This window comes from Pseudomonas sp. FW305-20 (assembly GCF_058788075.1).
Genome location: NZ_JBYTAJ010000014.1, coordinates 127,591 through 153,307, shown reverse-complemented (window position 1 = coordinate 153,307; position 25,717 = coordinate 127,591). Strand labels below are relative to the sequence as shown.

Here is a 25,717-nt window from a genome sequence, read left to right as displayed (position 1 = left end):
GCGTGGGAATGCCTCAACGGACGCTCCGCGTTCGGCTCTTGATGGGACGCGGAGCGTCCCGGGCTGCATTCCCACGCGGAGCGTGGGAACGATCGGGTGATCGGATTACCGGAAAAACGGCACATCCCCCAACACCGTCGCCCGTTGCATCACCCGCCGCGCCGGCCGGTAGTCATCCACGGCGTAATGCTGTGTCACGCGGTTATCCCAGAACGCCACGTCGTCCTTCTGCCAACGCCAGCGGATGGTAAATTCCGGCCGTGTCGCGTGGGCAAACAGGAACTTCAGCATCACCTCGCTTTCGGTTTCCGACAGCTCATTGATCTTCGACGTGAAGCCTTCATTGACGAACAACGACCGGCGTCCGCTCACCGGATGAGTGCGGATCACCGGGTGGGACAGCGGCGGGTTTTTCCTGCGCGCTTCTTCCCACTGGGCCAAGGCTTCGGGTGTGGTGCCATAGCGTTCCAGCGGGAACGAACGAGTGAAATCGTGGGTGGCCGTCAGCCCTTCGAGCAAAGTTTTCATCGGCGCCGAAAGCGCTTCATACGCCGCGATACCGCTGGCCCACAACGTGTCGCCACCAAACTCCGGCAACAACTTGGCACTGAGTACCGCGCCCAGGGCCGGGGTCGGCAGGAAGGTAACGTCGGTGTGCCAGATCGCGTTGTCGCGCACGTCAGTGACGGCGGTATCAAGGATCAGCACTTCGGGCTGTTCCGGCACATTCGGGTAGATCGGGTGAATGTGCAGGTCGCCGAAATTGGCGGCGAAACGCGCCTGTTGCTGGGGCGTGATCGGCTGATCGCGGAAGAACAACACTTGATGTTCGAGCAGCGCCTGCTCGATGGCATCGCGCTGTTCCGGGTTCAGCGGTTGGCTGATGTCGACGCCACTGATGTGTGCGCCGAGGGCGTAGCTTAAGGGGACGATGGTCAGGTGGCTCATGGTCTTTCTCTTCAATTCGGGGCGCCGGGCTTTTGTAGGAGTGAGCCTGCTCGCGATAGCGCAGTGTCAGGCGACATGGCTGTGGCCGATACACCGCCATCGCGAGCAGGCTCACTCCCACAGGGTTATTCACATGATGATTTTTCAGTGAGCCTGGCCATGCCACGGCACCAGTTTGCGTTGCAGGGCGCGCAAGCCCATTTCCATGGCGAAGGCGATCAGCGCGATCACCAGAATCCCCAGCACCACCACATCGGTGACCAGGAACTGCGCGGCCGACTGCACCATGAAACCCAGACCGCTGGTGGCGGCGATCAATTCGGCGGCGACCAGCGTCGACCAACCCACACCCAGGCCAATCCGCACACCGGTCAAAATATCCGGCAGCGCACTCGGCAGAATCACATGGCGAATCAACTGCGCCCGGGTCGCGCCCAACGACTGCGCGGCGCGCAATTTTGCCGGGTCGACGGTACGCACGCCGGTCGCCGTAGCGATGGCGATCGGGGCGAAGATCGCGAGGTAGATCAGCAAGACTTTCGATAGCTCACCGATGCCGCACCAGATCACGATCAGCGGCAGATAAGCCAGCGGTGGAATAGGGCGGTAGAACTCGATCAGCGGATCGAGAATGCCGCGAGCAATGCGGTTGTGGCCGATGGCGATTCCAACGGGCACGGCGGTCAGCACCGCGAAGCCCAGGCCCAGACCGATTCGGCTGAGGCTCGCGCCAAGGTGCTGCCACAACGTTGAATCCATGTAGCCGGTGGTCACCAGCAGCCAGCCTTTTTGCAGCACGGCAGAGGGTGGCGGCAGGAACAGCGGTTCGATCATTCCAGTGGCGGTAACGGCCCACCAAATGGCCACGAGTGCGACCAGCGTCAGCAGGCTGATCCAGCGCGTGTTCAAACTGCGACGCAGCGGGATTACCGTCGAGCCCGGTTTCACCGTCGCGGCGGGAATTTCATAGCTGCTCATGCGCGCTCCTGCCGCTGGGCGGCGCTGCGTTGGGAGAACACTTTGGCGAGCACGTGTTCGCGGGTTTCGATAAAGCGCGGGTCGGACTTGATTGCCCGAGCGGACTCACCGGCGGCGTAACGCTGACCGAAATCCAGGCTCAGGCGTTCGACGATTTGCCCTGGATTCGGCGCCAGCAGAATCAGGTCCGTGGCGAGAAACACCGCTTCTTCGATGTCGTGAGTAATCAGAAAAACCGGTTTTGTGGTGCGCTGCCAGACTTGCAGCAACAGCTCCTGCATCTGTTCGCGGGTGAAGGCATCGAGGGCGCCGAAGGGTTCGTCCATCAGCAAAACCCGCGGATCAGCCGCCAGGGCACGGGCCAGGCCGACACGTTGCTTCTGCCCGCCTGAAAGCTGCCAGATCCGGCGGTTTTCGAAGCCGGAAAGGTCCACCAACGCGAGCATTTCCCGGGCGCGGAATTCACGTTTGTCTCGGGAAATGCCGGCCAGTTCCAGACCGAAACCGACGTTGGCCAGCACGTCCTGCCAGGGCAGCAGGGCATCGTCCTGGAACACCACGCCTCGTTCGGCGCTCGGGCCTTTGACTGGCACGCCATCAAGGGTGATGCGCCCGGCGCTGGGCTCGACGAAACCGGCAATCAGGTTCAACAGCGAAGTCTTGCCACTGCCGGACGGGCCGAGGGCGACCAGCAATTGCCGGGGCCCAAGGCTCAGGGAAATATCCGCCAGTACCGGTTCGGCGGCGCCGGGGTACTGTGCGCTGATGCGCTCCAGCTCAAGCAAAGCCATCGCAGTTAACTCCGATCAGTTGGTGATGTACTTGGCGCTGACGTACGGGGCGTAGTCCGGTAGCACGGCTTCAACCTTGCCTTGTTCTTTCAGGAACGCGGCGGTGTCGGTGATGGCCTTGGTGGTCGGCGCGCCGAGGGTGATCACCTGATCTGCCGCCAGCGGGAAGACGTTGCCTTGCAGCAGCAATGGAATGTCGCTGGCCTTGGCGCCGGAGAGTTTCACCAGTTTGTCGACGTTGGATTGATTGGCGAGCCAGGCTTTCGGGTCTTTGCGGTAGTCGGCGTAGGCATCGAGGGTCACTTTGGCGAACGCGGTGACGATTTCCGGGTGCTTCTCGGCGAAGTCTTTACGCACGATCCACGCATCGAAGGTCGGCGCGCCGAACTTGGCCAGTTCGCCGGAGGTGATCAGCACTTTGCCGTTTTCCTTGGCCACTCCGAGGGCTGGGTCCCACACGTAAGTGGCGTCGATGTCACCGCGTTTCCACGCGGCAATGATGGCTGGCGGGGCAAGGTTGAGGACGGTGACTTTCGAGGGGTCGATGTTCCAGTGCTTCAGCGCGGCCAACAGGCTGTAGTGGCCGGTGGAAACGAACGGCACAGCGATTTTCTTGCCGATCAGGTCCTGCGGGGTTTTGATCCCGGAACCGTCGCGGGCCACCAGGGCTTCAGCGGCGCCGATCTGCGTGGCGATGAGGAAGGTTTCTACCGGGACTTTGCGAGTGATTGCCGCCGTCAGGGGGCTGGAGCCGAGGTAGCCGATCTGCACGTCGCCGGAAGCGATGGCGGCGATGATGTCGGCGCCGTTGTCGAATTTGCGCCAGTCGATTTTGGCGTTGGTGGCTTTCTCGTACGCGCCGTCGGCCTGGGCGACTTTCGCCGGGTCTACGGTGGTCTGGTAGGCGACGGTGACGTCAGCCGCCTGGGCAAAGAAACTCACCGCAGCCAGAGACGCGGCGGCCAGGAGGCGAAGGGGGAAAGTCAGTTTCATTGAGAAGCTCCTTTTCAGACGACCGAGAGGCGGCGTGAAAAGAAGACTAAATGATCTAAGAATCCGAAAATAAATAACTTTTTCGAATGAGCTTATGAGCGGAAAATTCTAAGCAGGTACCCTGTGGCGAGGGGGCTTGCCCCCGTTGGACTGCGTAGCAGTCCCAAAACCGACACCCCCCATATTTCGGAAAAACCGAGTCGCCTGCATTACGACTGCTTCGCAGCCGGACGGGGGCAAGCCCCCTCGCCACAGGGGACTTGCACTGGGAGATTAGTTGCTGATCGCCAGAATGCTCGCCTGATACGACCCGACAAACACATCGAAATCGCCGACTTCGTTCTGCTCCAGCTCAATCTGCTCGGCCAGCGACGAACGCGCCCGCTCTTCAAATTTCGCCTGGTCCTCGCTTGAAAGCGGCTCGCTGCGGAAAAACTCCGCATGCACCTGGCTCTGACGCAGGGAGAACTGAGCAAAGCTCTCCTTGTGCTCAGCCATCGCCGCCAGCACCTGGGCCGATGGTGTCAGGGATGGATCCTTGACCTTGGCCAGTTGGGCATCCAGCGCCTTGCTATGCGCGTCGCCGCCATGACTCTGATCCAGCATCGCCGCCAGGGGTGCAATCTTCTCCAGCAACTCGCTGGCCCACTCTTTCAGGTCCACCGGATGGCCGTCGCGTTGCAGTTGCAGGCCCGGACGGCGACCTTCCTTGACCACGCTGAGGAAGTTCGAGGTCGCGTTGCTGCACGAGGTATTGGTCAGCAGCGGGCTATCGTTCAGCGCGCAATACAGCAGGAATGCGTCGAGGAACCGCGCCTCCGGCAGATCGATGCCCATCGGCAGGAACGGGTTGATGTCCAGGCAACGCACTTCGACGTACTGAATGCCGCGAGCCATCAGCGCCTGGATCGGCCGTTCGCCGGTATAGGTCACGCGTTTCGGGCGGATGTTGGAGTAGTACTCGTTTTCGATCTGCAGGATGTTGGTGTTGAGCTGAACCCACTCACCGTCCTGATGCGTGCCGATTTCGACGTAGGGCGCGTAAGGCGTGGCGACCGCTTTGCGCAGGCTGTCGGTGTAGCTCGCCAGATCGTTGTAGCAAGGGGTCAAGCCGGCCTGGGCGTTGCTCTGGTAACCCAGGTCACTCATGCGCAGGCTGGTGGCGTACGGCAGGTACAAGGTGTCCGGGTCGAGTTGTTCCAACTGGTGCGAACGACCGCGCAGGAAGCCGGCGTCCAGAGCAGGTGAAGCACCGAACAGGTACATCAGCAGCCAGCTGTAGCGGCGGAAATTACGGATCAGCGCGATGTAGGCCGACGACTGATAGTCGCGGTCGGTGCCGACAAAACCTTCAGCTTCTTTAAGCAGCGGCCAGAGCTTTTCCGGCAAGGAAAAGTTGTAGTGAATCCCGGCGATGCACTGCATGGTCTTGCCATAGCGCAGGGCCAGGCCCTTGCGGTAGACGTACTTGAGCTGACCGATGTTGGAGGTGCCGTAATAGGCAATCGGGATGTCTTCCTCGGCCGGCAATGGGCACGGCATCGATGGACTCCACAGGTACTCGTTGCCGAGCTTGCTGTAGGCAAAACGGTGAATGCTGTCGAGGCTCGCCAGGGTGTCCGCCGGGTCGGGCAGGGCGGGCGTGATGAACTCCAGCAGCGACTCGGAATAGTCGGTGGTGATTTGTTCGTTGGTCAGCGCGGAACCCAATGCTTCCGGGTGCGGCGTTTGCGCCAGGCGACCTTCACTGGTCACGCGCAGGCATTCACGTTCGATGCCGTGAAGGCACTGTTCGAGCAGAGAGAGGTTAGCGCGCTCGCCGAGCAGAGCCAGGCGGCGGTTGAGAAGTTCGCTCAAGTTGGATTCCTTCACGCGTCAGTCGCCCCAATATGGGGGTGGGCAAGACGGTCTACAAGGGTGAAGTTGAAACTGGCGTTTTCGCCTGGTTTTTGAGCAGCACAGACCTCATGCCATTCGGTAAGAACCGCGCAATTCCCTGTGGAAGCGACTTGTGGCGAGGGGGCTTGCCCCCGTTTGAGTGCGCAGCACTCACAAAATCTTGAAAATCCAGAGATTTTGGGTCTGCTTCGCAGCCCAACGGGGGCAAGCCCCCTCGCCACAGGATTCATTGCGCCGAAATTAACTCAAATTGATGGCATTCATCTACAGGACAGCGAACGTGCCTTGTGCTTTTGCGACGAGTTTGTCGCCTTGCATCACATCGGCTTCGACCACCAGCGTGCGGCGGCCCGGGTGGATCACCCGCGCCGTGCACATCACTTCACCGTCGGCGACGGCGCGAATGTAGTTGATCTTGCACTCGATGGTCGCGCTCTGCTGGTCAAAACCATGGGTGCTGGAACAGGCCAGCCCCATGGCAATGTCCACCAGGCTGAACAAGGCCCCGCCGTGCAGTTTGCCGCCGCGATTGCGCAGTTCTGGCGCAAGCCCCAGGGCGACTTGCGCCACCCCGGTTTCCAGGCTGTGCAAGCGACACCCCAGCAACTTGAAAAAAGCGCTTTCGGTCAGCCCGGCCGGGATCTCCATCAGCGTTTCTTCAACTGCTTGGCGTTGGCGAACAGCGAAGCCATGGCGTTGTTGGCCGGGGCCGCCGCCGTGGTTTCTTTACGCGGCGCGGTGTTCTGGGACTGGCGTGGCGCCGAACCCGGACGTGCACCACGGGCGCCGTCGATTTTCTCGCCCGGTGTGTCGCTCATGCGCATCGACAGGCCAACGCGTTTGCGCGGGATGTCGACTTCCATGACCTTCACCTTGACCACATCACCGGCCTTCACCGCTTCACGCGGATCCTTGATGAACTTCTCCGAAAGCGCAGAGATATGCACCAAACCGTCCTGATGCACGCCGATGTCGACGAAAGCACCGAAGTTGGTCACGTTGGTCACCACGCCTTCGAGGATCATCCCCAGCTCCAGGTCCTTGAGGTCTTCGACGCCTTCCTGGAACTCGGCAGTCTTGAACTCGGGACGTGGATCGCGGCCAGGTTTTTCCAGCTCTTGCAGGATGTCGGTGACCGTTGGCAGACCGAAGGTTTCGTCGGTGTACTTTTTCGGATCAAGACGCTTGAGGAAGCTGGCGTCGCCGATCAGCGAGCGAATGTCGCGGTCGGTCTCAGCAGCAATACGCTGGACCAACGGATAGGCTTCCGGGTGGACCGCAGACGAGTCCAGCGGGTTGTCACCGTTCATGACGCGCAGGAAGCCAGCGGCCTGTTCGAAGGTTTTCTCGCCCAGACGCGCGACTTTCTTCAACGCCGCACGGGTTTTGAACGCGCCGTGTTCGTCGCGGTGGCTGACGATGTTTTGCGCCAACGTTGCGTTGAGGCCGGAGATACGGGCCAGCAGCGCCACGGAGGCGGTGTTCACATCGACGCCCACAGCGTTCACGCAGTCTTCGACCACCGCGTCCAGGCCGCGTGCCAGTTTCAGCTGCGACACGTCGTGCTGGTACTGGCCGACGCCGATGGATTTCGGATCGATCTTCACCAGCTCAGCCAGTGGATCCTGCAGGCGACGGGCAATCGACACCGCGCCACGGATCGACACGTCGAGGTCCGGGAATTCCTTGGAGGCCAGTTCCGACGCCGAGTAAACCGATGCGCCGGCCTCGGAGACCATGACTTTGGTCATCTTCATGGCGGGGTATTTTTTGATCAGCTCAGCGGCCAGCTTGTCGGTTTCACGGCTGGCGGTGCCGTTGCCGATGGCGATCAGGTCCACGGCATGCTTGGCGCACAGGGCCGCCAGAATCGCGATGGTCTGGTCCCACTTGTTGTGCGGCACGTGCGGGTAAACCGTGGCGTGATCCAGCAGCTTGCCGGTGGAATCGACCACGGCCACCTTGCAACCGGTACGCAGGCCCGGGTCGAGACCCAATGTGGCGCGAGGACCAGCCGGCGCCGACAGCAGCAAGTCGTGCAGGTTATGGGCGAACACGTTGATCGCTTCGGTTTCTGCGCCGTCGCGCAGTTCGCCCAGCAGGTCGGTTTCGAGGTGGGTGTAGAGCTTGACCTTCCAGGTCCAACGCACCACTTCGCCCAGCCATTTGTCGGCGGCGCGGTTCTGGTTCTGGATGCCGAATTGCTGGCCGATCATGCCTTCGCACGGGTGCATGGCGCCCGGCAGTTCGTCGCCGACTTTCAGCGCCGAACTCAGAATGCCTTCGTTGCGGCCACGGAAAATCGCCAGCGCGCGGTGCGACGGCATGCTTTTGAGCGGTTCATCGTGTTCGAAGTAGTCGCGGAACTTGGCGCCTTCCTCTTCTTTGCCGGCGATGACGCGGGCGCTGAGGATGGCTTCCTGCTTGAGGTAGCTGCGCAGCTTGTCCAGCAGGCCGGCGTCTTCGGCGAAGCGTTCCATCAGGATGTACTTGGCGCCTTCGAGGGCGGCCTTGACATCGGCGACGCCTTTTTCGGCATCGACGAAGCGCGCGGCTTCAGCGTCTGGCGTCAGGGTCGGGTCGTTGAACAGGCCGTCGGCCAACTCGCCGAGGCCGGCTTCCAGGGCGATCTGGCCCTTGGTGCGGCGCTTCTGCTTGTACGGCAGGTACAAGTCTTCGAGGCGGGTCTTGGTGTCGGCGAGTTTGATGTCGCGTTCGAGTTGCGGGGTCAGTTTGCCCTGCTCTTGAATGCTGGCGAGGATGCTGATGCGCCGTTCGTCGAGTTCTCGCAGGTAGCGCAGACGCTCTTCCAGATGACGCAACTGGATGTCATCGAGGCTGCCGGTCACTTCTTTCCGGTAGCGGGCGATGAAAGGCACCGTGGAGCCTTCATCGAGTAGCGCGACGGCCGCTTCGACCTGTTGTGGGCGGACGCCGAGTTCCTCGGCGATGCGGCTGTTGATGCTGTCCATAAAACCACCTGACAAATTGTGAAAGCAGGCTCGCAGGCGCAGAGATAAGGCCTCGGCGAGTCTGGTTGAGCGGCCTGGCCTGCGCCGCTACCTGGATCAACAGGCATCCCGTTGACCCGTGAAATCGAACAATTACTGCCTGCGCCATGAAAATAAAAAACGGCTGCCTACAGTAATGATCAGACGTTGCCTGACACAAAAGGCCGCGCATTATAACCAGCGTTCTGTCATTCGGGGGCATCGCAGGCTGTAGGCATAAGGGCCGGATTTGTGGCGATGAAGGAAAAATCTGCTAACAATGCACACGGTGCGTATAACGGCAGCTACGCCATAATGCGCGCCGAGATCAAAGGAGCATCTAATGAGCAGCACTGCAAACATTGCTGAAGGCGAAAAAATTCTTATTGTTGACGACGATCCAGGGCTGAGCAGCCTGCTGGAACGTTTTTTCGTCAGCAAGGGCTACCGCGCCCGCGCCGTCCCGAACACGGAACAAATGGATCGCCTGCTGGCGCGTGAAGTGTTCAACCTGGTCGTCCTCGACCTGATGCTGCCCGGCGAAGACGGCTTGACCGCTTGCCGCCGCCTGCGCACCGCGAACAATCAGATTCCGATCATCATGCTGACCGCCAAGGGCGATGAGCTGAGCCGCATCAAGGGCCTGGAACTGGGCGCCGACGATTACCTGGCCAAGCCGTTCAACCCGGACGAGCTGATGGCTCGCGTCAAAGCGGTCCTGCGTCGCCAGTCGGCTCCGGTACCGGGCGCTCCGGGCAGCGAAGACGAAAGCGTGACCTTCGGTGACTACGAACTGTCCCTGGCGACCCGCGAGCTCAAGCGCGGCGACGAAGTGCACATGCTCACCACCGGTGAATTTGCGGTGCTCAAGGCGTTGGTCATGAACGCCCGTCAGCCACTGACCCGCGACAAGCTGATGAACCTGGCCCGTGGCCGCGAGTGGGACGCCCTGGAGCGCTCCATCGACGTACAGATTTCCCGCCTGCGCCGGATGATCGAGCCCGATCCGTCCAAGCCGCGTTACATCCAGACAGTCTGGGGCGTGGGTTACGTGTTCGTTCCGGATGGCGCCGCCACCAAGTGATCGGCGATTTGTAGGAGCGGGTCTTGCGGGCAACGGGTCAGATGACTTTGCTCGCAGACTCGCGATCCGCAATATGCGAGCATCGCTCGCTCCTGCAAGTGTGTAGCGGTTATCCATGAAAACCCCCGTTTGGTTCCCCCAGAGTTTCTTCTCCCGCACCCTTTGGCTGGTGCTGATCGTCGTGCTGTTCTCCAAGGCGCTGACCCTGGTTTATCTGTTGATGAACGAAGACGTGCTGGTGGACCGCCAATACAGCCACGGCGTCGCCCTGACGCTACGCGCCTATTGGGCGGCCGATGAAGAAAACCGCACGAAGATTGCCGATGCCGCGACCCTGATCCGGGTAGTCGGTGCTGGCGTGCCGGAAGGTGAGCAACACTGGCCTTACAGCGAGATCTATCAGCGGCAGATGCAGGCAGAGCTCGGTGCCGACACTGAAGTCCGATTGCGCATGCATTCGCCGCCGGCCCTGTGGGTTCGGGCGCCAAGCCTGGGTGATGGCTGGTTGAAAGTGCCGCTTTATCCGCATCCGTTGCGCGGCCAGAAAATCTGGAACGTACTCGGCTGGTTCCTCGCTATCGGCCTGCTGTCCACTGCCTCGGCGTGGATCTTCGTCAGCCAGCTCAATCAACCTTTGAAACGTCTGGTCTATGCCGCGAGGCAACTCGGCCAGGGCCGCAGTGTGCGTCTGCCGATCAGCGACACGCCAAGTGAAATGACCGAGGTTTACCGCGCCTTCAACCAGATGGCGGAAGACGTCGAGCAGGCCGGCCGCGAGCGCGAACTGATGCTCGCCGGGGTGTCGCACGACTTGCGCACGCCACTGACCCGTTTGCGGCTGTCCCTGGAGCTGATGGGCGACCACAGCGACCTGACGGACGACATGATCCGCGACATCGAAGACATGGACGCGATTCTCGACCAGTTCCTGGCGTTCATTCGCGATGGTCGTGACGAGTCGGTGGAAGAGGTGGACCTGAGTGATCTGGTGCGCGAAGTCGCGGCGCCATACAACCAGAACGAAGAGAAAGTGCGCCTGCGCCTGGAGCCGATCCAGCCGTTTCCATTGCGTCGGGTATCAATGAAGCGGCTGCTGAACAACCTGATTGGCAACGCCTTGCATCACGCGGGCAGCGGGGTTGAGGTGGCGGCTTATGTGTCCGGGGACACCAGCGCGCCGTATGTGGTGCTGAGTGTCATGGACCGTGGGGCGGGGATTGATCCGTCGGAGCTGGAGGCAATCTTCAACCCGTTTACGCGAGGTGATCGAGCCCGTGGCGGAAAGGGAACCGGGTTGGGGCTGGCGATCGTGAAGCGGATTGCTTCGATGCATGGCGGGAATGTTGAGTTGCGCAATCGGTCCGGTGGCGGGCTTGAAGCGCGGGTGCGGTTGCCGCTTGGGTTGATGCTGCCGCGGGATGCCGTCTAACCCGATCGTTCCCACGCTCTGCGTGGGAATGCCTCTTCGGACGCTCCGCGTTCGGCTCTGGAGGGGACGCGGAGCGTCCCGGGCTGCATTCCCACGCAGAGCGTGGGAACGATCACCGAGTCAGCTTCAGCCCTTGCCTTTGGTGCGCGTCATATTCGGCCCACCATTCTTCTCAAGATGCTCAATGATGATCCCCGCCACGTTCTTGCTGGTGGTGGTTTCAATCCCTTCAAGCCCCGGCGACGAATTCACTTCCATCACCAGCGGCCCGTGATTGGAACGCAGGATGTCCACACCCGCCACCGCCAACCCCATGACCTTCGCCGCGCGCAACGCCGTCATGCGTTCTTCCGGTGTGATCTTGATCAGGCTGGCACTGCCGCCGCGATGCAGGTTGGAGCGAAACTCCCCAGGCTTCGCTTGGCGTTTCATCGCCGCGATCACCTTGTCGCCCACCACGAAGCAGCGAATGTCCGCGCCGCCGGCTTCCTTGATGTATTCCTGAACCATGATGTTCTGCTTCAGGCCCATGAAGGCCTCGATCACCGACTCCGCCGCCGTCGCCGTTTCACACAGCACCACGCCGATGCCCTGGGTGCCTTCCAGCACCTTGATCACCAGCGGCGCGCCGTTAACCATCTCGATCAAGTCGGGAATGTCATCCGGGGAGTGCGCAAAACCGGTGACCGGCAAACCGATCCCCCGGCGTGACAGCAATTGCAGGGACCGCAGTTTGTCCCGCGAACGGGCGATGGCCACCGATTCATTGAGTGGAAACACGCCCATCATTTCGAACTGACGCAGCACCGCGCAGCCATAAAACGTCACCGACGCGCCGATCCGCGGGATCACCGCATCGAAACCCTCCAGCGGTTTGCCGCGGTAGTGGATCTGCGGCTTGTGGCTGGCGATGTTCATGTAGGCGCGCAAGGTGTCGATCACCACCATTTCATGGCCACGCTCGGTACCGGCTTCGACCAGACGACGAGTGGAATACAGACGCGGGTTCCGCGACAGCACAGCGATCTTCATGCAACACCTGTGGAGAAGGTAGATACCGGGAACACCGGCTTGTCTTGTACGTACTTGATGCCCGGATTGACCACCAACTGGCCGTCGATCAAGGCTTTGGAACCGAGTAACAGGCGATAACGCATGGACTTGCGGCAGGCGAGCGTGAATTCGACCCGCCAGACCCGATCACCGAGGGCCAGGGTGGTGCTGACCACATAACGCATCTGCGCGTGGCCGTTGGAGCTTTTGATGGTTTTCATCGTCACCAGTGGGGCTTCGCAGCGCCGGTGACGCAGTTGCACCACCGTGCCCAAGTGAGCAGTAAAGCGCACCCACTGTTCCCCGTCGCGCTCGAACGGTTCGATATCAGTGGCATGCAGGCTGGAGGTGCTGGCGCCGGTGTCGATTTTTGCGCGCAGGCCCGCGACTCCCAAGTCTGGGAGCGCCACCCACTCGCGCAGACCGACAACGGTCAAATGGTCAAATGTCTTCAAAGGTGCTCAACCGGTAGAAACCGCTCAGGCCGCACGCGGCCGAATTCGCGGTATTCACGCAGAATAATGGGTAAAAGGCGACAGATATCTACGGCCCGGATTTCCAGCCCTCAAGGGAGGCGCTGGAACGTGTGCATTGTAATCCGAGCCGGCGTAATTCATGGCACGACAGAAACGGTAGTACAGTTCAGCAATATTTCAGAATGAGGAAATTCCATGGCACAAAAAAGCGAAGAGGACGACAAAGTCCGTCTCGATAAATGGTTGTGGGCCGCGCGTTTTTATAAAACACGCGCCTTGGCCAAGGCGGCGATTGAAAGCGGCAAGGTGCATTGCCGGGGCGAGCGCTGCAAACCGGGCAAGGAACCACGAATCGGCGACGAGTTTCAGATTCGTACTGGGTTCGAAGAGCGCACGGTGGTGGTTCAGGCGCTGTCGATCGTACGCCGTGGCGCGCCAGAGGCTCAGGCGCTCTATGCCGAAACCGACGCCAGCATCGCCAAGCGCGAGGCGGCTGCGGCCATGCGCAAGTCAGGTGCGCTGGGCGTGAGCACTGATGGCAAACCGAGCAAGAAGCAGCGACGGGACTTGTTCAAGTTTCGTGGAAGCAGTAACGACGAGTAAGTCAGTTAACTTCTGTATTGCCTGTGAAGCAGCCTTCGTCGGATCGCCGCCCGGAGCCAGTTCGCTCCCACAGGTACGCGCAGTCCTGGGAGCGAGACTTGCAATTGCCCAACCGTGTAGCCATATCGGGTTAATCGCCGGCAGCGCGTTGGATGGGTGAAAGTGCCATTCGTCGAAAACCACCCACAGCTTCTGAGCCGTAGGCCATAACCAGAAAGCCAGCAGCGCCAGAAGCAAGAAATTGCATAAGCGCCCGGCATGCGTTCCACCTTGCTTGGAACAAACCCGGATTGTTCTTAAAATGCCGCTCACGGCTGAACATCGCGCACCAAAACGGTGCTGCAGAGACGCAATTTCTCGCTGTCAGAAATCATTTTGTCATTACCTCAGATACCCAGACCTATGACCGATCTACCGGATACCGACTACACCCAACGCTTCATCTTCGATGACAGCGACACCCGCGGCGAGCTGGTGGCGTTGGAGCGTAGCTACGCCGAAGTCCTCGCTAAACACCCGTACCCGGAGCCGGTTGCACAACTGCTCGGCGAACTGATGGCAGCAGCGTCGTTGTTGGTCGGCACCTTGAAGTTCGATGGCTTGCTGATTCTCCAGGCCCGTTCCGATGGCCCGATCCCGCTGCTGATGATCGAGTGCTCCAGCGAGCGCGAAATCCGTGGCCTGGCCCGATACGAAGCCGACCAGATCGCCCCCGACGCGACCCTCGCCGACCTGATGCCCAACGGCGTATTGGCATTGACCGTCGACCCGACCCAAGGCAAGCGTTACCAGGGCATCGTCGACCTCGATGGCGCAACCCTGTCGGAGTGCTTCACCAACTACTTCGTGATGTCGCAACAAGTCGGCACGCGTTTCTGGTTGTACGCCGATGGTCGTCGCGCCCGTGGCCTGCTGCTGCAGCAACTGCCTGCTGATCGGTTGAAAGACGAAGAAGAACGCGCCGCCAGCTGGCAGCACCTCACCGCGCTGGCCAGCACCCTGACCGCCGATGAATTGCTGAGCCTGGACAACGAAACCATCCTCCATCGTCTCTACCACGAAGAGCAGGTTCGTCTGTTCGATGTGCAGAAATTGCGCTTCCGTTGCAGCTGCTCGCGCGAACGTTCTGCCAATGCGCTGGTCAGTTTGGGTCTGGAAGATGCCCAGTCGCTCGTGATCGAACATGGCGGCAACATTGAGATCGACTGTCAGTTTTGCAACGAGCGCTACCTGTTCGATGCCGCCGATATCGCTCAATTATTCGCTGGAGCGGGTGTCGATACACCGTCAGATACCCGGCACTAAAACGGTTCAGCGCAGGTAAATTCACTGGTTTGTGCCGGAATAACGCCGTTCTGACGGGAGGGCCCTACTATTTTTGGGCTTTTCTGGCATAATCCGGCCCACTTTTTGTCGCGGTAGTAGTGCACGACTTTCTACTACAAAACGTTTGGAGCACACTCGGCCAATGGCCGACGGGGAATCTCATGACGCAAGCCAATAACGCCGTGTACACCGATCTGAGTGTTGATGATCTGGTAAAAGAAGCTCTGAGTCGCGGTGAGGGCGAGCTTGCCGATACCGGCGCGCTGGTTGTTCGCACCGGTCACCGCACCGGCCGCTCGCCAGTCGATCGTTTCATCGTTGACGAACCGTCCACCTCGGCTTCCATCGCCTGGGGCCCGATCAACCGCAAGTTCCCGGCCGACAAGTTCGATGCCCTGTGGGACCGTGTTGAAGCGTTCAACAACGCGCAAGATCATTTCGTTTCCCATGTGCATGTAGGTGCGTCCGAAGACCACTACCTGGCCGTGAAGATGACCACCCAGACTGCCTGGCAGAACCTGTTCGGCCGTTGCCTGTTCATCAACCCGCAAAAGTACAACCCGGCTGGCCGTGATGAGTGGCAAGTGCTCAACGTTGCCAACTTCGAGTGCGTGCCAGAGCGTGACGGCACCAACTCCGACGGTTGCGTGATCCTCAACTTCGCTCAGAAGAAAGTGCTGATCGCCGGCATGCGTTACGCCGGTGAAATGAAGAAAGCCATGTTCTCGGTGCAGAACTACCTGCTGCCGGCTGCCGACGTACTGCCAATGCACTGCGCCGCCAACATCGGCGAAGCGGGCGACGTGACCCTGTTCTTCGGTCTGTCCGGCACCGGCAAAACCACCCTGTCGGCCGATGAAAGCCGTTACCTGATCGGTGACGACGAGCACGGCTGGGGTGAAGGCGTTGTCTTCAACATCGAAGGCGGCTGCTACGCCAAATGCATCGACTTGTCCGAGAAGAACGAGCCGGTCATCTGGAAAGCCATCAAGCACGGCGCAGTCCTGGAAAACGTCGTTATCGACGACGCCAAGCACGCCGATTACACCGATGTCAGCCTGACCCAGAACAGCCGCGCCGCCTACCCGCTGGAGCACGTTGCCAAGCGCTCCGAGAAAAACCTCGGTGGCGAGCCAAACGCTGTGATCTTCCTGACCTGCGACCTGACCGGCGTGCTGCCGCCAGTGTCGATCCTCAGCGAAGAACAAGCGGCCTACCACTTCCTGTCCGGCTACACCGCACTGGTGGGCTCGACCGAAATGGGTTCTGGCAGCGGCATCAAATCGACCTTCTCCACCTGCTTCGGCGCACCGTTCTTCCCGCGTCCGGCTGGCGAATACGCAGAACTGCTGATCAAGCGCATCCGCGGCTTCGGCTCCAAGGTCTACCTGGTCAACACCGGCTGGACCGGCGGCGGCTACGGCGTCGGCAAACGCTTCAACATCCCGACCACTCGCGGCGTGATCGCAGCGATCCAGAGCGGCGCGTTGATCGGCGTTGAAACCGAGCACCTCGACACCATCAACCTCGACGTGCCACTGGCCGTACCGGGCGTTGAAACCGGCCTGTTGAACCCACGCAACACCTGGGCTGACAAGGCTGCTTACGATGAAGCGGCTAAAGCACTGGCTGGGTTGTTTGTTGAAAACTTCAAGAAGTTTGAAGTGAGCGACGCGATCAAGGCTGCTGGGCCTAAGCTGTAAGGCTTGGATTTAGCGAATGAAAAAGCCGCCCTTCGGGGCGGCTTTTTTGTGGGCGCTCGGTTTAACTGTCAAACGCACAACTGCCAATATTCCATCTGAATTGTCGCTAAACGACCAGAATAATGGCACTTATGCGTTGGGCTCGATGCCTTCCAATTTCTGCGTATCCCACCGTTGTAACTTGATCGCTTGGTAAATCATTCCAATGGTCAGCGGGGCCTTATCGCCGCGCCCCTTGGCCCGGCGCTTGAGGAATACGTCAAAGCCTTCGGGCTGGAAATACCGATAAGCGTCGTAGTCGATGAAGTCGATGGCGAATTGTTCTTCCAATGCTTCCATCAGATGCCGAGCGTCCGCACCGTCGCAACCCAGGTCGAAGTTGATCGAGGTGGTGAGGCTGATGGTTTTGCGTTCGGGCAGGCCGAGCTCTTCGTGCAGCAACTGCATGAGCAGGTGCATGGTTTGGTCGTCGGGGAAGTTGGGGGCGAGGTTCATTGCGAGGGTGTCCGGTTGGGCTTGGATGGATCTTATTGGTCGTCAGGCTTGTGGGGAAGGACGGGACAGCATTGCGGCGGTTTGTCTTGTTGGTATTTGGCGAGCACTTAGTTTGATCGTTCCCACGCTCTGCGTGGGAATGCAGCCCGGGACGCTCTGCGTCCATTTCGAGAGCTGGAACGCGGAGCGTCCCTTGAGGCATTCCCACGCCGAGCGTGGGAACGATCCTGGCTCGGTGTCAGGTTGGTGCTTTCCAGCCCATCATGCGTTGTTGGGCGACTTTCAGCAGGTCGCAGCCGTCCTGGGTCAACAGGTAGAGGGCGTGGGTGATGTGCGGGATGTCTTCCACGTCACCGTTTTTGAAGCATTGGCAATGTAGGGTTTTGAGCAGGTCGCCGGAGGCTCGGATTCGCTGGAGGGCGGCTTCGAGGATGTCTTGCGGGTTGGCTTCTGTGTCGATGATCAGGGGTGGGGAATCGGTGAGGTTTGTTTCGAGTGGGCGGTAGCGATCGGGGAACGGGTTCAATGTTTTCATTGTTTGTAGCCTCAAATGCATCAGCAATAACCCGCACTATCGTGACCAAGCGATAGGAGGCGGACTGTGTTCGGGTTGGTCAACCGATGAGGCTCACATCCCGGCACGCCCGAGGGCGTCCCAAACACAGCCACCATATAGCGTGCAGGCATTTGAAGTGCCGGCAGCATACAACGGACGCGTCGATATGAGCTATTCGGGTGACCAAGCCCGAGTCGCTGAATTAGCAGCGACAGCCCGACTATAGGTGTCAGCCGCCGGGCAGCGATAGACGATAAAGAGTCCCCGCTTGTAGGATCGGGCCGAACCTCGGCTAGGCCCTTTCTATCGGAATTTTCGCGACGAATGTTCTCGCGCTTTCCACCATCCCGCGCCCATCACCTCAACGAATATGTTGATACGAAGCGACATCCAGAAGGTTAGTGCTCAGCCCGGTCGCCGGCGCATAGATCGTGCCTTTCACTGCCGAGAACCTGACCCCATTACTGCCCAGCGAAACGTAACGCTCGCCCTGGTCCAGCTCGGTGAAGTAGGTGTACGAGTACTTTTCCATCGCTTTGTATTTCGCGGCGGCGCTGGCCATGGTGTTGTGGTGTTTCTGCAGGTCGGCCGCGCTCAGGTTGAGGATTTTGTTCAGCGGCACGCCCCAGCGCTTCAGGCACACTTCGGCAAAGTGGCGGACGATCAGGCCGGGTTCGGCCAGCACTTTAGGGCCGCTGACACCGTCTGCGGCGGCGTTGCCAACCAGCGTGCCATGGCGGCCGGGCATCGGGTAAATGTGGGTTCGGGTGCCGGTGGCCGTTTGCGGGATGACGCAGCTGAAGCCTTTGGAGCGCTCGTCTCGGGCGTAGAAACCGACGTATTCTTTTACGTTGGCATTCAGTTTTACTTTGTCTTCCTGAAAGTTACCGATGCCCGGTACCGGATCAATCGCAAAGATATTGACCGGGATGTTCTTCAGTGCGCTGTCCTTGAACATGGCATTGGCCAGCATATGGCAACTAATACCGCCGCGGCTCCAGCCTACCAAGTTGACCTGGGTTGGAATAACGCCGTCCTTGCGAAACGTTTTAATGATTTGTTCTTGCAGCTTCTGCTGGGTCACGCTGCGGTCGCCATAGTTATATTTACGCCACAGCCAGGAACCTTCGACGATCACGTCTTCGATTGGAATGCCTGCAGCCTTCAGGCGGTTGTATTCGGTCTCGGTGAGTTTTTCACGTTGCCAGTCACACTGGCCTTTGATGATGTTGATGGCGTGCTTGACGTTCTCCTCCCAGCCCTTGCCGAACAGCGTGCCGCTCAGGCCATAGTCCTTGGATTGAGTGAACAGTTCATCAGCTTGCAGGTTGCTGGTGCCGGGACCGTCGATCACGATCCATTCGGCAAACTCTCGGCCAGCATGATGGGAGGCGAGTGCCGAAACCAGTTCGCCATTCCAGTAAGTTGGGTTTTGATTGTCGAATTTGGTCGAGCCGGTACCGCAAAAGAAAATAGTTAATGTAGTCATTGTTGTGCTCTTGTTTGGTTTAAGAGCGTACAGGCTAGTTTGAGTTATTTAAATAATGAAGTGGTTAGTTGTTACCGTGGTTGTAGTGTGTTAGAGGTTTTAGTGCCCTATTCTTTGTTTGGCAACTTCCAGTAGTTCGCAACCATCCTGCGTTAATAAATAAAGAGCATTCACGATATGAGGAATGTCTTTAACGTCGGCTTGTTTGAAGCACAGACAATAAAGCGTTTCGAGCAAATCGCTGGCCGCGCGCAGACGTTGGTGCGCAGCGTCGAGGACGGCGCCGGTGCTGGCCGTGGTGTCGATGACGAGGACGGGCGTTTCGCTGTAGCTGGTTTTGAGGGGACGATAGCGGTCTTGCATTTAGGTCAGTCCTATAGGAATTCGGGCAATCTCGCCGGCAGGCCGACACCCTGATTTCAGCCGCGCCGCAGACTATAGAAGGGCACGGCGCCGTGCGGCAATACGGCTTCGATGGACAGGTTTTGTAGGGGTTTTATCTGCCTTTTCGGACCGAACCTACGTGTTTTCCGAGGTTTTTTATGCCCAAACCCTTAGACGGCAGATTTCCTACGGGGTTGTCAGGCGCAACCCATCAAACCTCTGTAGGGTGCGCGCCAGAATCAGTAGGACGTTTCCAAATGTCCGCCCAACGCTTATCACGAATTAGGTATGCAATGGCCTCGATTTTGTTGTTGTGGGCCGGGGCATGTGGTGCGGTGGATGCTGTAGATGTCACCGGCGAAATCAGCCCGGCCCATGCCATTTTGGCGAGCAAGAGCCAGGTGTTTCACGAGAAGGTGCTTAAAAGAGCAGCTATGGGTGACGGTGTTGGTGCCCTAGATGGGGGACGACAAATCTGATTGCCCTGTCGCACCGATCTCGGATTCCGGGATTGGGCGCGAGGCTGCGTCCAGGTCCATCAATCCTTGGCCGTAGGCTTCACTGTTTGCATAGATGCCGGTCCGGTTCGCGGTCGCCAGCAGGCGTTCGCGCACTTGCTGCGCGGTGAGCTCAGGATAGCGACTATGCAGTGCTGCCAGGGCACCGCTGACCAGCGCGACCGCAGGAGAGGTGCCGGCAGTTTGGGCGTATTGGCCATCCTTGTGGGTGGTCAGCAGACCTTGGTCGGCGCCCGAATCGCCGCCCGGTACGGCGATGCACCAGGCCGCAGCCACACCGCAGTAGTTGGATTTTGCATTGATGGCGCTGCCGTCGTTCTTCAGCGCAACCACCGCGATCCAGCCCATTTCCAGTTCAGGTATGGCGATCGGCAAACCGGGCTCGACCAGCGGCTCTCGTTTCAGTTCGTTACCGGTCGGGAACACAAATACCGCGCCGCCCCGGACCAGTTTTCGGGCGGTCACCAGCGACTCAGGCATGACCTGCTTATAACGGGCCTCATTGATCTCGGTCGCGGGAATGGCGTTGGCCCACGAATTATTGAAGATGCGCGTGCCCTTGTCGAAACCGGACTGCCAGGATTGCGCAATCTCACGGTCGAAGAAAAATGGCTCGTTGTCGTCACCGAAACGAAAGGGGATCAGTTGTGCATTGAACGCAACGCCATGCATGCCCTGACCATCCTTGTTGGCCGCCAGAATGCCAGCCATCTGGGTGCCGTGACCGATTCTGTCAACGGTACCGACCTGGTTCTCGACATGGTCAAAGCCCGGATCGCGGATTCTTCCCTGGAATTCCGCCAAGTTGCTATTCAGGCCTGAATCGACCAGTGCCACGGCCACGCCTTGACCGGTGCCACCGCGGGCGTAAAGGGTTGAAGCGTGAACGATCGCCAAACCCTTTTGGGCTCGATACTCCAGTGTTTCGAACGGGGCCGGATCGATGGGGGGCTGCGTGGGGGTTGTCAGGCATCCACTTAAGAGGAATGGCAACAAAAGCGCGAAGATAATTGAAAAACTGGGTATTTGAAGCATGGTCGTTCCTTCATGAGTATCCGCGTCCACCAGGCTTCCTGCCGTGATGAGCATTTTCGCGGATAGTGATTTTTCTCGAAGTTGAACCTTACCAGTGGAATGGAGCGGGGAATCAGCGGCAAAGTGCCTTGTATGTTTCAGCCTGTGGCGAAGGTTCGTCCCGATAGACGCTGTATCATCCCGTATCGTTTTGGTCCCCGACCTTTTCTCGACTCGCTGCGTTTGCCGGCTAGGCTTTGGGCTTCGCAGCGGTCAACGGAGTGACAGCTTATGCACAACACCCTGGAACAGGTTTTCGGTTATCCACAGTTTCGGCCCGGCCAGGAAGCGGCGATCAGCGCGGTGTTGGCCGGGCGTTCGGCGGCGGCGATTTTCCCCACCGGCTCGGGCAAGTCCCTGTGTTACCAATTGCCGGCCTTGCTGCTGCCGCACCTGACGCTGGTGGTCTCGCCGCTGCTGGCGTTGATGCAGGATCAACTGGCGTTCCTGCAGCGCCACGGCATTGCGGCGGGCAGTATCGATTCGGCCCAGAGCCGCGATGACGCCAGCGATGTGATGGCTCGGGCCAAGTCTGGCGAGCTGAAGATTTTGATGATCTCCGTGGAGCGCCTGAAGAACGAGCGTTTCCGCAATTTCCTGCAGCAAGTGCCCATCTCGTTGCTGGTGGTGGATGAGGCGCACTGCATCTCGGAATGGGGCCACAATTTCCGCCCCGATTACCTCAAGCTTCCCGACTATCAGCGCCAGTTCAACATCCCTCAGGCGCTGCTGCTGACCGCCACCGCAACACCCAAGGTGATCGCCGACATGGAGGCCAAGTTCGCCATTGCCGCCGACGATGTGGTGACCACCGGTTTCTATCGGCCAAACCTCAATCTGTTAGTGGAACCGGTGCGCGGTCAGGACAAACGCCGACGCCTTGTCGAATGGATGAGCGAACGTCCAGGCCAGCCGAGCATCGTTTACGTCACCTTGCAGAAAACCGCTGAGCACATCGCCGAACACCTGGGGCGCAACGGCATTCAAGCCGAGGCGTATCACGCCGGTTTGCCCCACGAACAACGGGAAGCCATTCAAAAGCGCTTTATGGGCGGGCGGTCCAATTGCATCGTCGCCACCATCGCGTTCGGCATGGGCATCGACAAGAGCGACATCCGCAACGTGGTGCATTTCGACCTGCCCAAATCGATCGAAAACTACAGTCAGGAAATCGGCCGCGCCGGGCGTGACGGGCAGCCGTCCGACTGCCTGGTATTGGCCAACCGCGACAGCCTCAATGTGCTGGAAAACTTCGTCTACGGCGATACGCCAGAGCTGGATGGCATCCGCCATGTGCTCGACGAGTTGCAAGCCGCCGCGCCCGAGGGGCAGTGGGAGTTTCTGTTGGGGCCGTTGTCGGACCAAAGCAACATCCGCCAACTGCCGCTCAAGACCTTGCTGGTGCAGTTGGAACTGCGCGCAATCATTGCACCGCGTTACGCCTATTACGCCGAATACCGCTTCAAATACTTGCAGGAACCCGAGGCTTTGCTGGCCCGCTTCGAGGGTGAGCGCAAGGATTTCGTCGCGGCGATCATCCAGACCTCGAGCCGCGCACGGACCTGGGCCACAGTGAATTTCGATGCGCTTTATGAACAGCATCAGGCCGAGCGTAATCGGGTGGTGAAGGCGCTGGATTATTTCCAGGAAAAGGGCTGGGTCGAGCTCGAAAGCAAGCAGATGACCGAGGTCTACAGCCTGCTGCAAACCGACTTTGATGCCCAAGCCTTGAGCGAAGAGTTGCACGCCTATTTCACCCGCCATGAGCAAACCGAGATCGCGCGGATTCACGCCATGCTGGATCTGTTCGCCACGGACCATTGCCTGGGTTATCGCCTGGCTGAGTATTTCGGCGATGAAAATGCGCCGCAGCAGTGCGGGCATTGTTCGGTGTGTCACGGGGATGTGGCGCGGTTGCCGACGCCACCGGAATTACCGGTGCTTGTGGATAAAAACTTCGAGGCGTTGTGCGGTGATTTTATCCACAGGCATGAACAGCACACCGGCAACGTTCCGTCTGCGGAGCGCGTGACGCGGTTTTTATGCGGCATCGGCGTGCCGCTGTTCACCAAGCTCAAGGCTCGCTCGATTCCCGGGTTTGCGGCGCTGGAAGATTATCCGTATGCCGAAGTCCGGACGTGGGCCGAGGCGCATTTGCCACGCTAGATCGTTCCCACGCTCTGCGTGGGAATGCAGCCCGGGACGCTCCGCGTCCCCTTCCAAAGCCGAACGCGGAGCGTCCGTTGAGGCGTTCCCACGCGCGGGGGAACGATCAGGTGGGCGGTCATCCATCCGCTGAATGTCGCTCATCACAGGAATAAATTTCAAAAACGCGCGGTGGCTGACTATGGTGAAGGCTGTCTTTGGATCGCCAACAAGAGAACAATCATGAGCCAGACACCGTTCACTATTCAGCGCGCTGCCGTCATTGGCGCAGGCACCATGGGCCGTGGCATCGTCATGTGCCTGGCCAACGCCGGCGTCCCGGTGCAATGGGTCGATAACAATCCACAGATGCTTGAACAGGCGCTGGCCACCGTGGCGGAAACCTACGCCCACAACGTGGCTCAGGGACGGATCGATCAGGCCGAGGCGGACGCACGCATTGCACGAGTAACGGCGGCTGCTGACTACGCGGCGGTCCGCGATGTCGATCTGGTGATCGAAGCGGTGTACGAAAACCTCGAACTCAAGCAGAAAATCTTCCGTGAACTGGACGGTCTGCTCAAACCCGAAGCCATTCTGGCCAGCAATACCTCGGCGCTGGATATCGATGCCATCGCTGCGGCTACTCGTCGTCCGCAACAGGTGTTGGGCCTGCACTTCTTCAGCCCGGCGCACATCATGAAACTGCTGGAAATCGTTCGCGGTGCACAGACTTCACCGGCTGTGCTTGAGGCCGCCCTGGCACTGGGCAAACGCATGGGCAAGGTCAGCGTGGTGTCGGGCAACTGCCATGGTTTCATCGGCAACCGCATGCTGCATCCGTATGTGCTCGAAGCGCGCAAGATGTTGCTCGAAGGCGCTTATCCACATCAGGTCGATGCGGCGCTGCAAGGTTTTGGTTTCGCCATGGGACCGTTCCGTATGTACGACGTGGTCGGCATCGATCTGGAGTGGCGCGCTCGGCAGTTAGCGGGTGAAGGGCAGGATGCGCCTGAGGTTCAGGTGGACAATCGTCTGTGCGAATTGGGTCGTTTCGGCCAGAAGAGTGGCAATGGCTATTACCACTATGAGCCGGGCAGTCGCCAGGCTGAGCACGATGTTGAAGTCGATGCGCTGGTGTTGCAGGTCAGCGAAGAACTAGGGTTCCAGCGCCGCGAGATAAGCCCCGAAGAGATTCTGGAGCGTTGCTTGCTGGCACTGGTCAATGAAGGGGCGAAGATCCTCCAGGAAGGGATTGCCGAATCGGCGCACGACATCGATCTGGTGTACCTCAATGGCTACGGCTTCCCGGCGGACAAGGGCGGGCCGATGGCGTGGGCGGATCAACAAGGGCTGGCGGATATTCACCAACGGTTGCTGGCACTTGAAACGAGGCAGGGCGATCAATGGAACCCGGCGCGGTTGATCGGGGAATTGGCGGCGGAGGGTAAAGGGTTTTCGGATCGGTAGACTCCACTACGGCTGATCGTCGTTCCCATGTTCTGCGTGGGAACGTCTCCATGGACGCTCTGCGTCCGCTCCTGAATGTGACGCAGAGCGTCACGGGCTGCATTCCCACGCAGAGCGTGGGAACGATCCTCAAGGCGAGAACCCATGACTCAACGCGCCACCTACCCGCACTTCCAGCCCATCACCACCCGCTGGCATGACAACGACGCCTATGGTCACGTCAACAACGTCACTTACTACAGCTTCTTCGACACAGCAGTGAACACCTACCTGATCGAAGTCGGGGGGCTGGATATCCATGACGGCGAAGTGGTGGGCTTTGTGGTGAGTTCGGCTTGCGATTACTTCGCGTCCATTGCCTTCCCTGACCGAATCGAAATCGGTTTGCGGGTGGGCAAGTTGGGCAACAGTTCGGTGCAATACGAATTGGCGGTGTTCAAGGCCGGGGAAGACGAAGCCTGCGCGGCAGGGCGCTTTGTGCATGTGTTTGTGGATCGGGCCTCTAATCAGCCGGTGGCGATTCCTGCCGGCTTGCGCGAGGCACTGCAGCGGTTGGTGGTTTGACGGGCAAAAAAAATCGCAGCCCTTGGGCTGCGATTTTTTGATCTACCGGTCAACGAGGTGATTCAACCTCAGTCGCGATAGCGATGTTTGTGCTTGCGATGACCATAGGCATGACCGCGCCCCGGATGGCCGTCGCGGTAGTAGCGACGATCACCATGGCCACCACGATAGGAACGACGATCATCATCATCGTCATCGCTCTTGTTGCCCATGTAGTTACCCAGCGCGCCACCGGCGCCGCCGCCTGCTGCGGAGCCGATCAGGCTGCCGGTGGTGCCGCCCACGCTGCGGCCGACCACGTTACCGCCTGCTGCGCCCAACGCACCGCCAATAGCGGCTTCGCCACGGCTGCGTTTGTCTGCGCCAACAGCACTACCACCCGCGCCGCCCAGGGCCGCGCCAATGGTGGAACCTGTATTGCCGCCTAATGACTGACCGACGACCGAGCCAAGAACCCCGCCCAATGCGCCGCCCACACCTGCTTCGGTGGTGCCGCCGGCAGAAGCGAAGCCACTGACCAGGCCAAGGGACAACAAGAGAATCGAGGAGAACTTCATAGAGGAACCTCAAGGGGATGACGGCGCGATCCTGAGGCCGTGTCATGGTCGTGACAATCGAAATCCGACGAGTAACACGACTTGAGCACATTTCTATAAGTTACTGTTTTTTAGTCGGAACTTAAGCGTTTTTCGCCGGTCTTTAACTACTTCGGACAGGCCGTTTTCATGCAAAACGGCCTTTTTTGTGGG

General features: G+C 59.6%; 23 protein-coding genes and 1 pseudogene. 8 read left to right on the top strand and 16 right to left on the bottom strand.

The window, feature by feature from the left end:
• Positions 1 to 105: 105 nt before the first annotated feature.
• The 7 genes from tauD to AC3WP4_RS14780 form a co-directional block, all read right to left on the bottom strand.
• Positions 106 to 948: a taurine dioxygenase gene (tauD, locus tag AC3WP4_RS14810; RefSeq protein ID WP_102614996.1), complete on the bottom strand. Its 843-nt coding sequence runs from the start codon at positions 946 to 948 to the stop codon at positions 106 to 108.
• Positions 949 to 1,092: 144 nt separating this feature from the next.
• Entirely contained in the window at positions 1,093 to 1,926 is an 834-nt protein-coding gene (gene tauC, locus AC3WP4_RS14805) for a taurine ABC transporter permease TauC (RefSeq protein WP_102614995.1), read from the bottom strand.
• Positions 1,923 to 2,717 carry a taurine ABC transporter ATP-binding subunit gene (gene tauB / locus AC3WP4_RS14800; RefSeq protein WP_076029046.1) on the bottom strand — a complete coding sequence of 265 codons (795 nt, stop codon included), beginning with the start codon at positions 2,715 to 2,717 and terminating at the stop codon, positions 1,923 to 1,925. Before tauB ends, tauC begins: the two co-directional genes overlap by 4 nt.
• A 15-nt stretch (positions 2,718 to 2,732) precedes the next feature.
• The gene (gene tauA, locus AC3WP4_RS14795) at positions 2,733 to 3,710 is read right to left on the bottom strand and encodes a taurine ABC transporter substrate-binding protein (RefSeq protein ID WP_008149275.1); all 978 of its coding nucleotides are present in this window, start codon (positions 3,708 to 3,710) and stop codon (positions 2,733 to 2,735) included.
• Positions 3,711 to 3,983: 273 nt separating this feature from the next.
• Positions 3,984 to 5,567: a glutamate--cysteine ligase gene (gshA, locus tag AC3WP4_RS14790; protein ID WP_102614994.1), complete on the bottom strand. Its 1,584-nt coding sequence runs from the start codon at positions 5,565 to 5,567 to the stop codon at positions 3,984 to 3,986.
• A gap of 306 nt (positions 5,568 to 5,873) precedes the next feature.
• Complete coding sequence (locus tag AC3WP4_RS14785) at positions 5,874 to 6,257, bottom strand: PaaI family thioesterase (protein WP_007903088.1); 384 nt, start codon at positions 6,255 to 6,257, stop codon at positions 5,874 to 5,876.
• Positions 6,257 to 8,581 carry a Tex family protein gene (locus AC3WP4_RS14780; RefSeq protein WP_074872553.1) on the bottom strand — a complete coding sequence of 775 codons (2,325 nt, stop codon included), beginning with the start codon at positions 8,579 to 8,581 and terminating at the stop codon, positions 6,257 to 6,259. Before AC3WP4_RS14780 ends, AC3WP4_RS14785 begins: the two co-directional genes overlap by 1 nt.
• 361 nt (positions 8,582 to 8,942) lie before the next feature.
• Here AC3WP4_RS14780 and ompR point away from each other — a divergent pair, with 361 nt between their 5' ends.
• Positions 8,943 to 9,683 (top strand): osmolarity response regulator transcription factor OmpR, encoded by a 741-nt coding sequence (gene ompR / locus AC3WP4_RS14775; RefSeq protein WP_008149284.1) that lies wholly within the window; start codon positions 8,943 to 8,945, stop codon positions 9,681 to 9,683.
• Positions 9,684 to 9,798: 115 nt separating this feature from the next.
• Complete coding sequence (locus AC3WP4_RS14770; protein ID WP_074872555.1) at positions 9,799 to 11,112, top strand: ATP-binding protein; 1,314 nt, start codon at positions 9,799 to 9,801, stop codon at positions 11,110 to 11,112.
• A 126-nt stretch (positions 11,113 to 11,238) separates the two neighbouring features.
• Here the strand turns inward: AC3WP4_RS14770 and rimK are convergent, their stop codons facing one another.
• Positions 11,239 to 12,144 carry a 30S ribosomal protein S6--L-glutamate ligase gene (rimK, locus tag AC3WP4_RS14765; RefSeq protein ID WP_008149287.1) on the bottom strand — a complete coding sequence of 302 codons (906 nt, stop codon included), beginning with the start codon at positions 12,142 to 12,144 and terminating at the stop codon, positions 11,239 to 11,241.
• Positions 12,141 to 12,620, bottom strand: coding sequence for a retropepsin-like aspartic endopeptidase RimB (rimB, locus tag AC3WP4_RS14760; RefSeq protein WP_074872557.1), 480 nt, complete (start codon positions 12,618 to 12,620; stop codon positions 12,141 to 12,143). Before rimB ends, rimK begins: the two co-directional genes overlap by 4 nt.
• A gap of 216 nt (positions 12,621 to 12,836) precedes the next feature.
• Here rimB and AC3WP4_RS14755 point away from each other — a divergent pair, with 216 nt between their 5' ends.
• Entirely contained in the window at positions 12,837 to 13,244 is a 408-nt protein-coding gene (locus AC3WP4_RS14755; RefSeq protein WP_074872559.1) for an RNA-binding S4 domain-containing protein, read from the top strand.
• Positions 13,245 to 13,331: 87 nt separating this feature from the next.
• Here AC3WP4_RS14755 and AC3WP4_RS14750 read toward each other — a convergent pair.
• Positions 13,332 to 13,566, bottom strand: a pseudogene (locus AC3WP4_RS14750) (hypothetical protein); the annotation flags it as partial.
• A gap of 80 nt (positions 13,567 to 13,646) precedes the next feature.
• Here AC3WP4_RS14750 and hslO point away from each other — a divergent pair.
• The gene (hslO, locus tag AC3WP4_RS14745; RefSeq protein WP_074872561.1) at positions 13,647 to 14,549 is read left to right on the top strand and encodes an Hsp33 family molecular chaperone HslO; all 903 of its coding nucleotides are present in this window, start codon (positions 13,647 to 13,649) and stop codon (positions 14,547 to 14,549) included.
• 182 nt (positions 14,550 to 14,731) lie between these two features.
• Positions 14,732 to 16,273, top strand: a complete 1,542-nt coding sequence (locus tag AC3WP4_RS14740; protein ID WP_074872562.1) for a phosphoenolpyruvate carboxykinase — start codon at positions 14,732 to 14,734, stop codon at positions 16,271 to 16,273.
• Positions 16,274 to 16,402: 129 nt separating this feature from the next.
• On the opposite strand, the gene AC3WP4_RS14735 is transcribed toward AC3WP4_RS14740, so the two are convergent.
• From AC3WP4_RS14735 to AC3WP4_RS14715, 5 genes are all read right to left on the bottom strand, one after another.
• Positions 16,403 to 16,768 carry a DUF1493 family protein gene (locus tag AC3WP4_RS14735; RefSeq protein WP_076029041.1) on the bottom strand — a complete coding sequence of 122 codons (366 nt, stop codon included), beginning with the start codon at positions 16,766 to 16,768 and terminating at the stop codon, positions 16,403 to 16,405.
• Between the two features lie 238 nt (positions 16,769 to 17,006).
• Positions 17,007 to 17,303: a hypothetical protein gene (locus AC3WP4_RS14730; RefSeq protein WP_102614992.1), complete on the bottom strand. Its 297-nt coding sequence runs from the start codon at positions 17,301 to 17,303 to the stop codon at positions 17,007 to 17,009.
• A gap of 382 nt (positions 17,304 to 17,685) precedes the next feature.
• Positions 17,686 to 18,813 carry a hypothetical protein gene (locus AC3WP4_RS14725; RefSeq protein ID WP_102614991.1) on the bottom strand — a complete coding sequence of 376 codons (1,128 nt, stop codon included), beginning with the start codon at positions 18,811 to 18,813 and terminating at the stop codon, positions 17,686 to 17,688.
• A 99-nt stretch (positions 18,814 to 18,912) separates the two neighbouring features.
• Positions 18,913 to 19,176, bottom strand: a complete 264-nt coding sequence (locus AC3WP4_RS14720) for a hypothetical protein (RefSeq protein ID WP_074872576.1) — start codon at positions 19,174 to 19,176, stop codon at positions 18,913 to 18,915.
• A 476-nt stretch (positions 19,177 to 19,652) separates the two neighbouring features.
• Positions 19,653 to 20,750: a S8 family peptidase gene (locus AC3WP4_RS14715; protein WP_102614990.1), complete on the bottom strand. Its 1,098-nt coding sequence runs from the start codon at positions 20,748 to 20,750 to the stop codon at positions 19,653 to 19,655.
• A gap of 270 nt (positions 20,751 to 21,020) precedes the next feature.
• Between AC3WP4_RS14715 and AC3WP4_RS14710 the strand changes: the two genes are divergently transcribed.
• The 3 genes from AC3WP4_RS14710 (at position 21,021) to AC3WP4_RS14700 (ending at position 24,968) form a co-directional block, all read left to right on the top strand.
• The gene (locus AC3WP4_RS14710) at positions 21,021 to 22,955 is read left to right on the top strand and encodes a RecQ family ATP-dependent DNA helicase (RefSeq protein WP_102614989.1); all 1,935 of its coding nucleotides are present in this window, start codon (positions 21,021 to 21,023) and stop codon (positions 22,953 to 22,955) included.
• A gap of 222 nt (positions 22,956 to 23,177) precedes the next feature.
• On the top strand, positions 23,178 to 24,404 hold the full coding sequence (locus AC3WP4_RS14705) for a 3-hydroxyacyl-CoA dehydrogenase (protein ID WP_102614988.1): 1,227 nt from the start codon (positions 23,178 to 23,180) through the stop codon (positions 24,402 to 24,404).
• Positions 24,405 to 24,548: 144 nt separating this feature from the next.
• Positions 24,549 to 24,968, top strand: coding sequence for an acyl-CoA thioesterase (locus tag AC3WP4_RS14700; protein ID WP_074872585.1), 420 nt, complete (start codon positions 24,549 to 24,551; stop codon positions 24,966 to 24,968).
• Between the two features lie 68 nt (positions 24,969 to 25,036).
• Here AC3WP4_RS14700 and AC3WP4_RS14695 read toward each other — a convergent pair whose 3' ends face one another.
• Positions 25,037 to 25,525 (bottom strand): glycine zipper domain-containing protein, encoded by a 489-nt coding sequence (locus tag AC3WP4_RS14695; RefSeq protein WP_074872587.1) that lies wholly within the window; start codon positions 25,523 to 25,525, stop codon positions 25,037 to 25,039.
• Positions 25,526 to 25,717 lie beyond the last annotated feature (192 nt).

Coding starts and splice junctions, on each gene's coding strand:
- tauD (WP_102614996.1), bottom strand. CDS start 948: ATGAGCCACCTGACCATCGTCCCCTTAAGCTACGCCCTCGGCGCACAC.
- tauC (WP_102614995.1), bottom strand. CDS start 1,926: ATGAGCAGCTATGAAATTCCCGCCGCGACGGTGAAACCGGGCTCGACG.
- tauB (WP_076029046.1), bottom strand. CDS start 2,717: ATGGCTTTGCTTGAGCTGGAGCGCATCAGCGCACAGTACCCCGGCGCC.
- tauA (WP_008149275.1), bottom strand. CDS start 3,710: ATGAAACTGACTTTCCCCCTTCGCCTCCTGGCCGCCGCGTCTCTGGCT.
- AC3WP4_RS14785 (WP_007903088.1), bottom strand. CDS start 6,257: ATGGAGATCCCGGCCGGGCTGACCGAAAGCGCTTTTTTCAAGTTGCTG.
- AC3WP4_RS14780 (WP_074872553.1), bottom strand. CDS start 8,581: ATGGACAGCATCAACAGCCGCATCGCCGAGGAACTCGGCGTCCGCCCA.
- ompR (WP_008149284.1), top strand. CDS start 8,943: ATGAGCAGCACTGCAAACATTGCTGAAGGCGAAAAAATTCTTATTGTT.
- AC3WP4_RS14770 (WP_074872555.1), top strand. CDS start 9,799: ATGAAAACCCCCGTTTGGTTCCCCCAGAGTTTCTTCTCCCGCACCCTT.
- rimK (WP_008149287.1), bottom strand. CDS start 12,144: ATGAAGATCGCTGTGCTGTCGCGGAACCCGCGTCTGTATTCCACTCGT.
- AC3WP4_RS14755 (WP_074872559.1), top strand. CDS start 12,837: ATGGCACAAAAAAGCGAAGAGGACGACAAAGTCCGTCTCGATAAATGG.
- hslO (WP_074872561.1), top strand. CDS start 13,647: ATGACCGATCTACCGGATACCGACTACACCCAACGCTTCATCTTCGAT.
- AC3WP4_RS14740 (WP_074872562.1), top strand. CDS start 14,732: ATGACGCAAGCCAATAACGCCGTGTACACCGATCTGAGTGTTGATGAT.
- AC3WP4_RS14735 (WP_076029041.1), bottom strand. CDS start 16,768: ATGAACCTCGCCCCCAACTTCCCCGACGACCAAACCATGCACCTGCTC.
- AC3WP4_RS14730 (WP_102614992.1), bottom strand. CDS start 17,303: ATGAAAACATTGAACCCGTTCCCCGATCGCTACCGCCCACTCGAAACA.
- AC3WP4_RS14725 (WP_102614991.1), bottom strand. CDS start 18,813: ATGACTACATTAACTATTTTCTTTTGCGGTACCGGCTCGACCAAATTC.
- AC3WP4_RS14720 (WP_074872576.1), bottom strand. CDS start 19,176: ATGCAAGACCGCTATCGTCCCCTCAAAACCAGCTACAGCGAAACGCCC.
- AC3WP4_RS14715 (WP_102614990.1), bottom strand. CDS start 20,750: ATGCTTCAAATACCCAGTTTTTCAATTATCTTCGCGCTTTTGTTGCCA.
- AC3WP4_RS14710 (WP_102614989.1), top strand. CDS start 21,021: ATGCACAACACCCTGGAACAGGTTTTCGGTTATCCACAGTTTCGGCCC.
- AC3WP4_RS14705 (WP_102614988.1), top strand. CDS start 23,178: ATGAGCCAGACACCGTTCACTATTCAGCGCGCTGCCGTCATTGGCGCA.
- AC3WP4_RS14700 (WP_074872585.1), top strand. CDS start 24,549: ATGACTCAACGCGCCACCTACCCGCACTTCCAGCCCATCACCACCCGC.
- AC3WP4_RS14695 (WP_074872587.1), bottom strand. CDS start 25,525: ATGAAGTTCTCCTCGATTCTCTTGTTGTCCCTTGGCCTGGTCAGTGGC.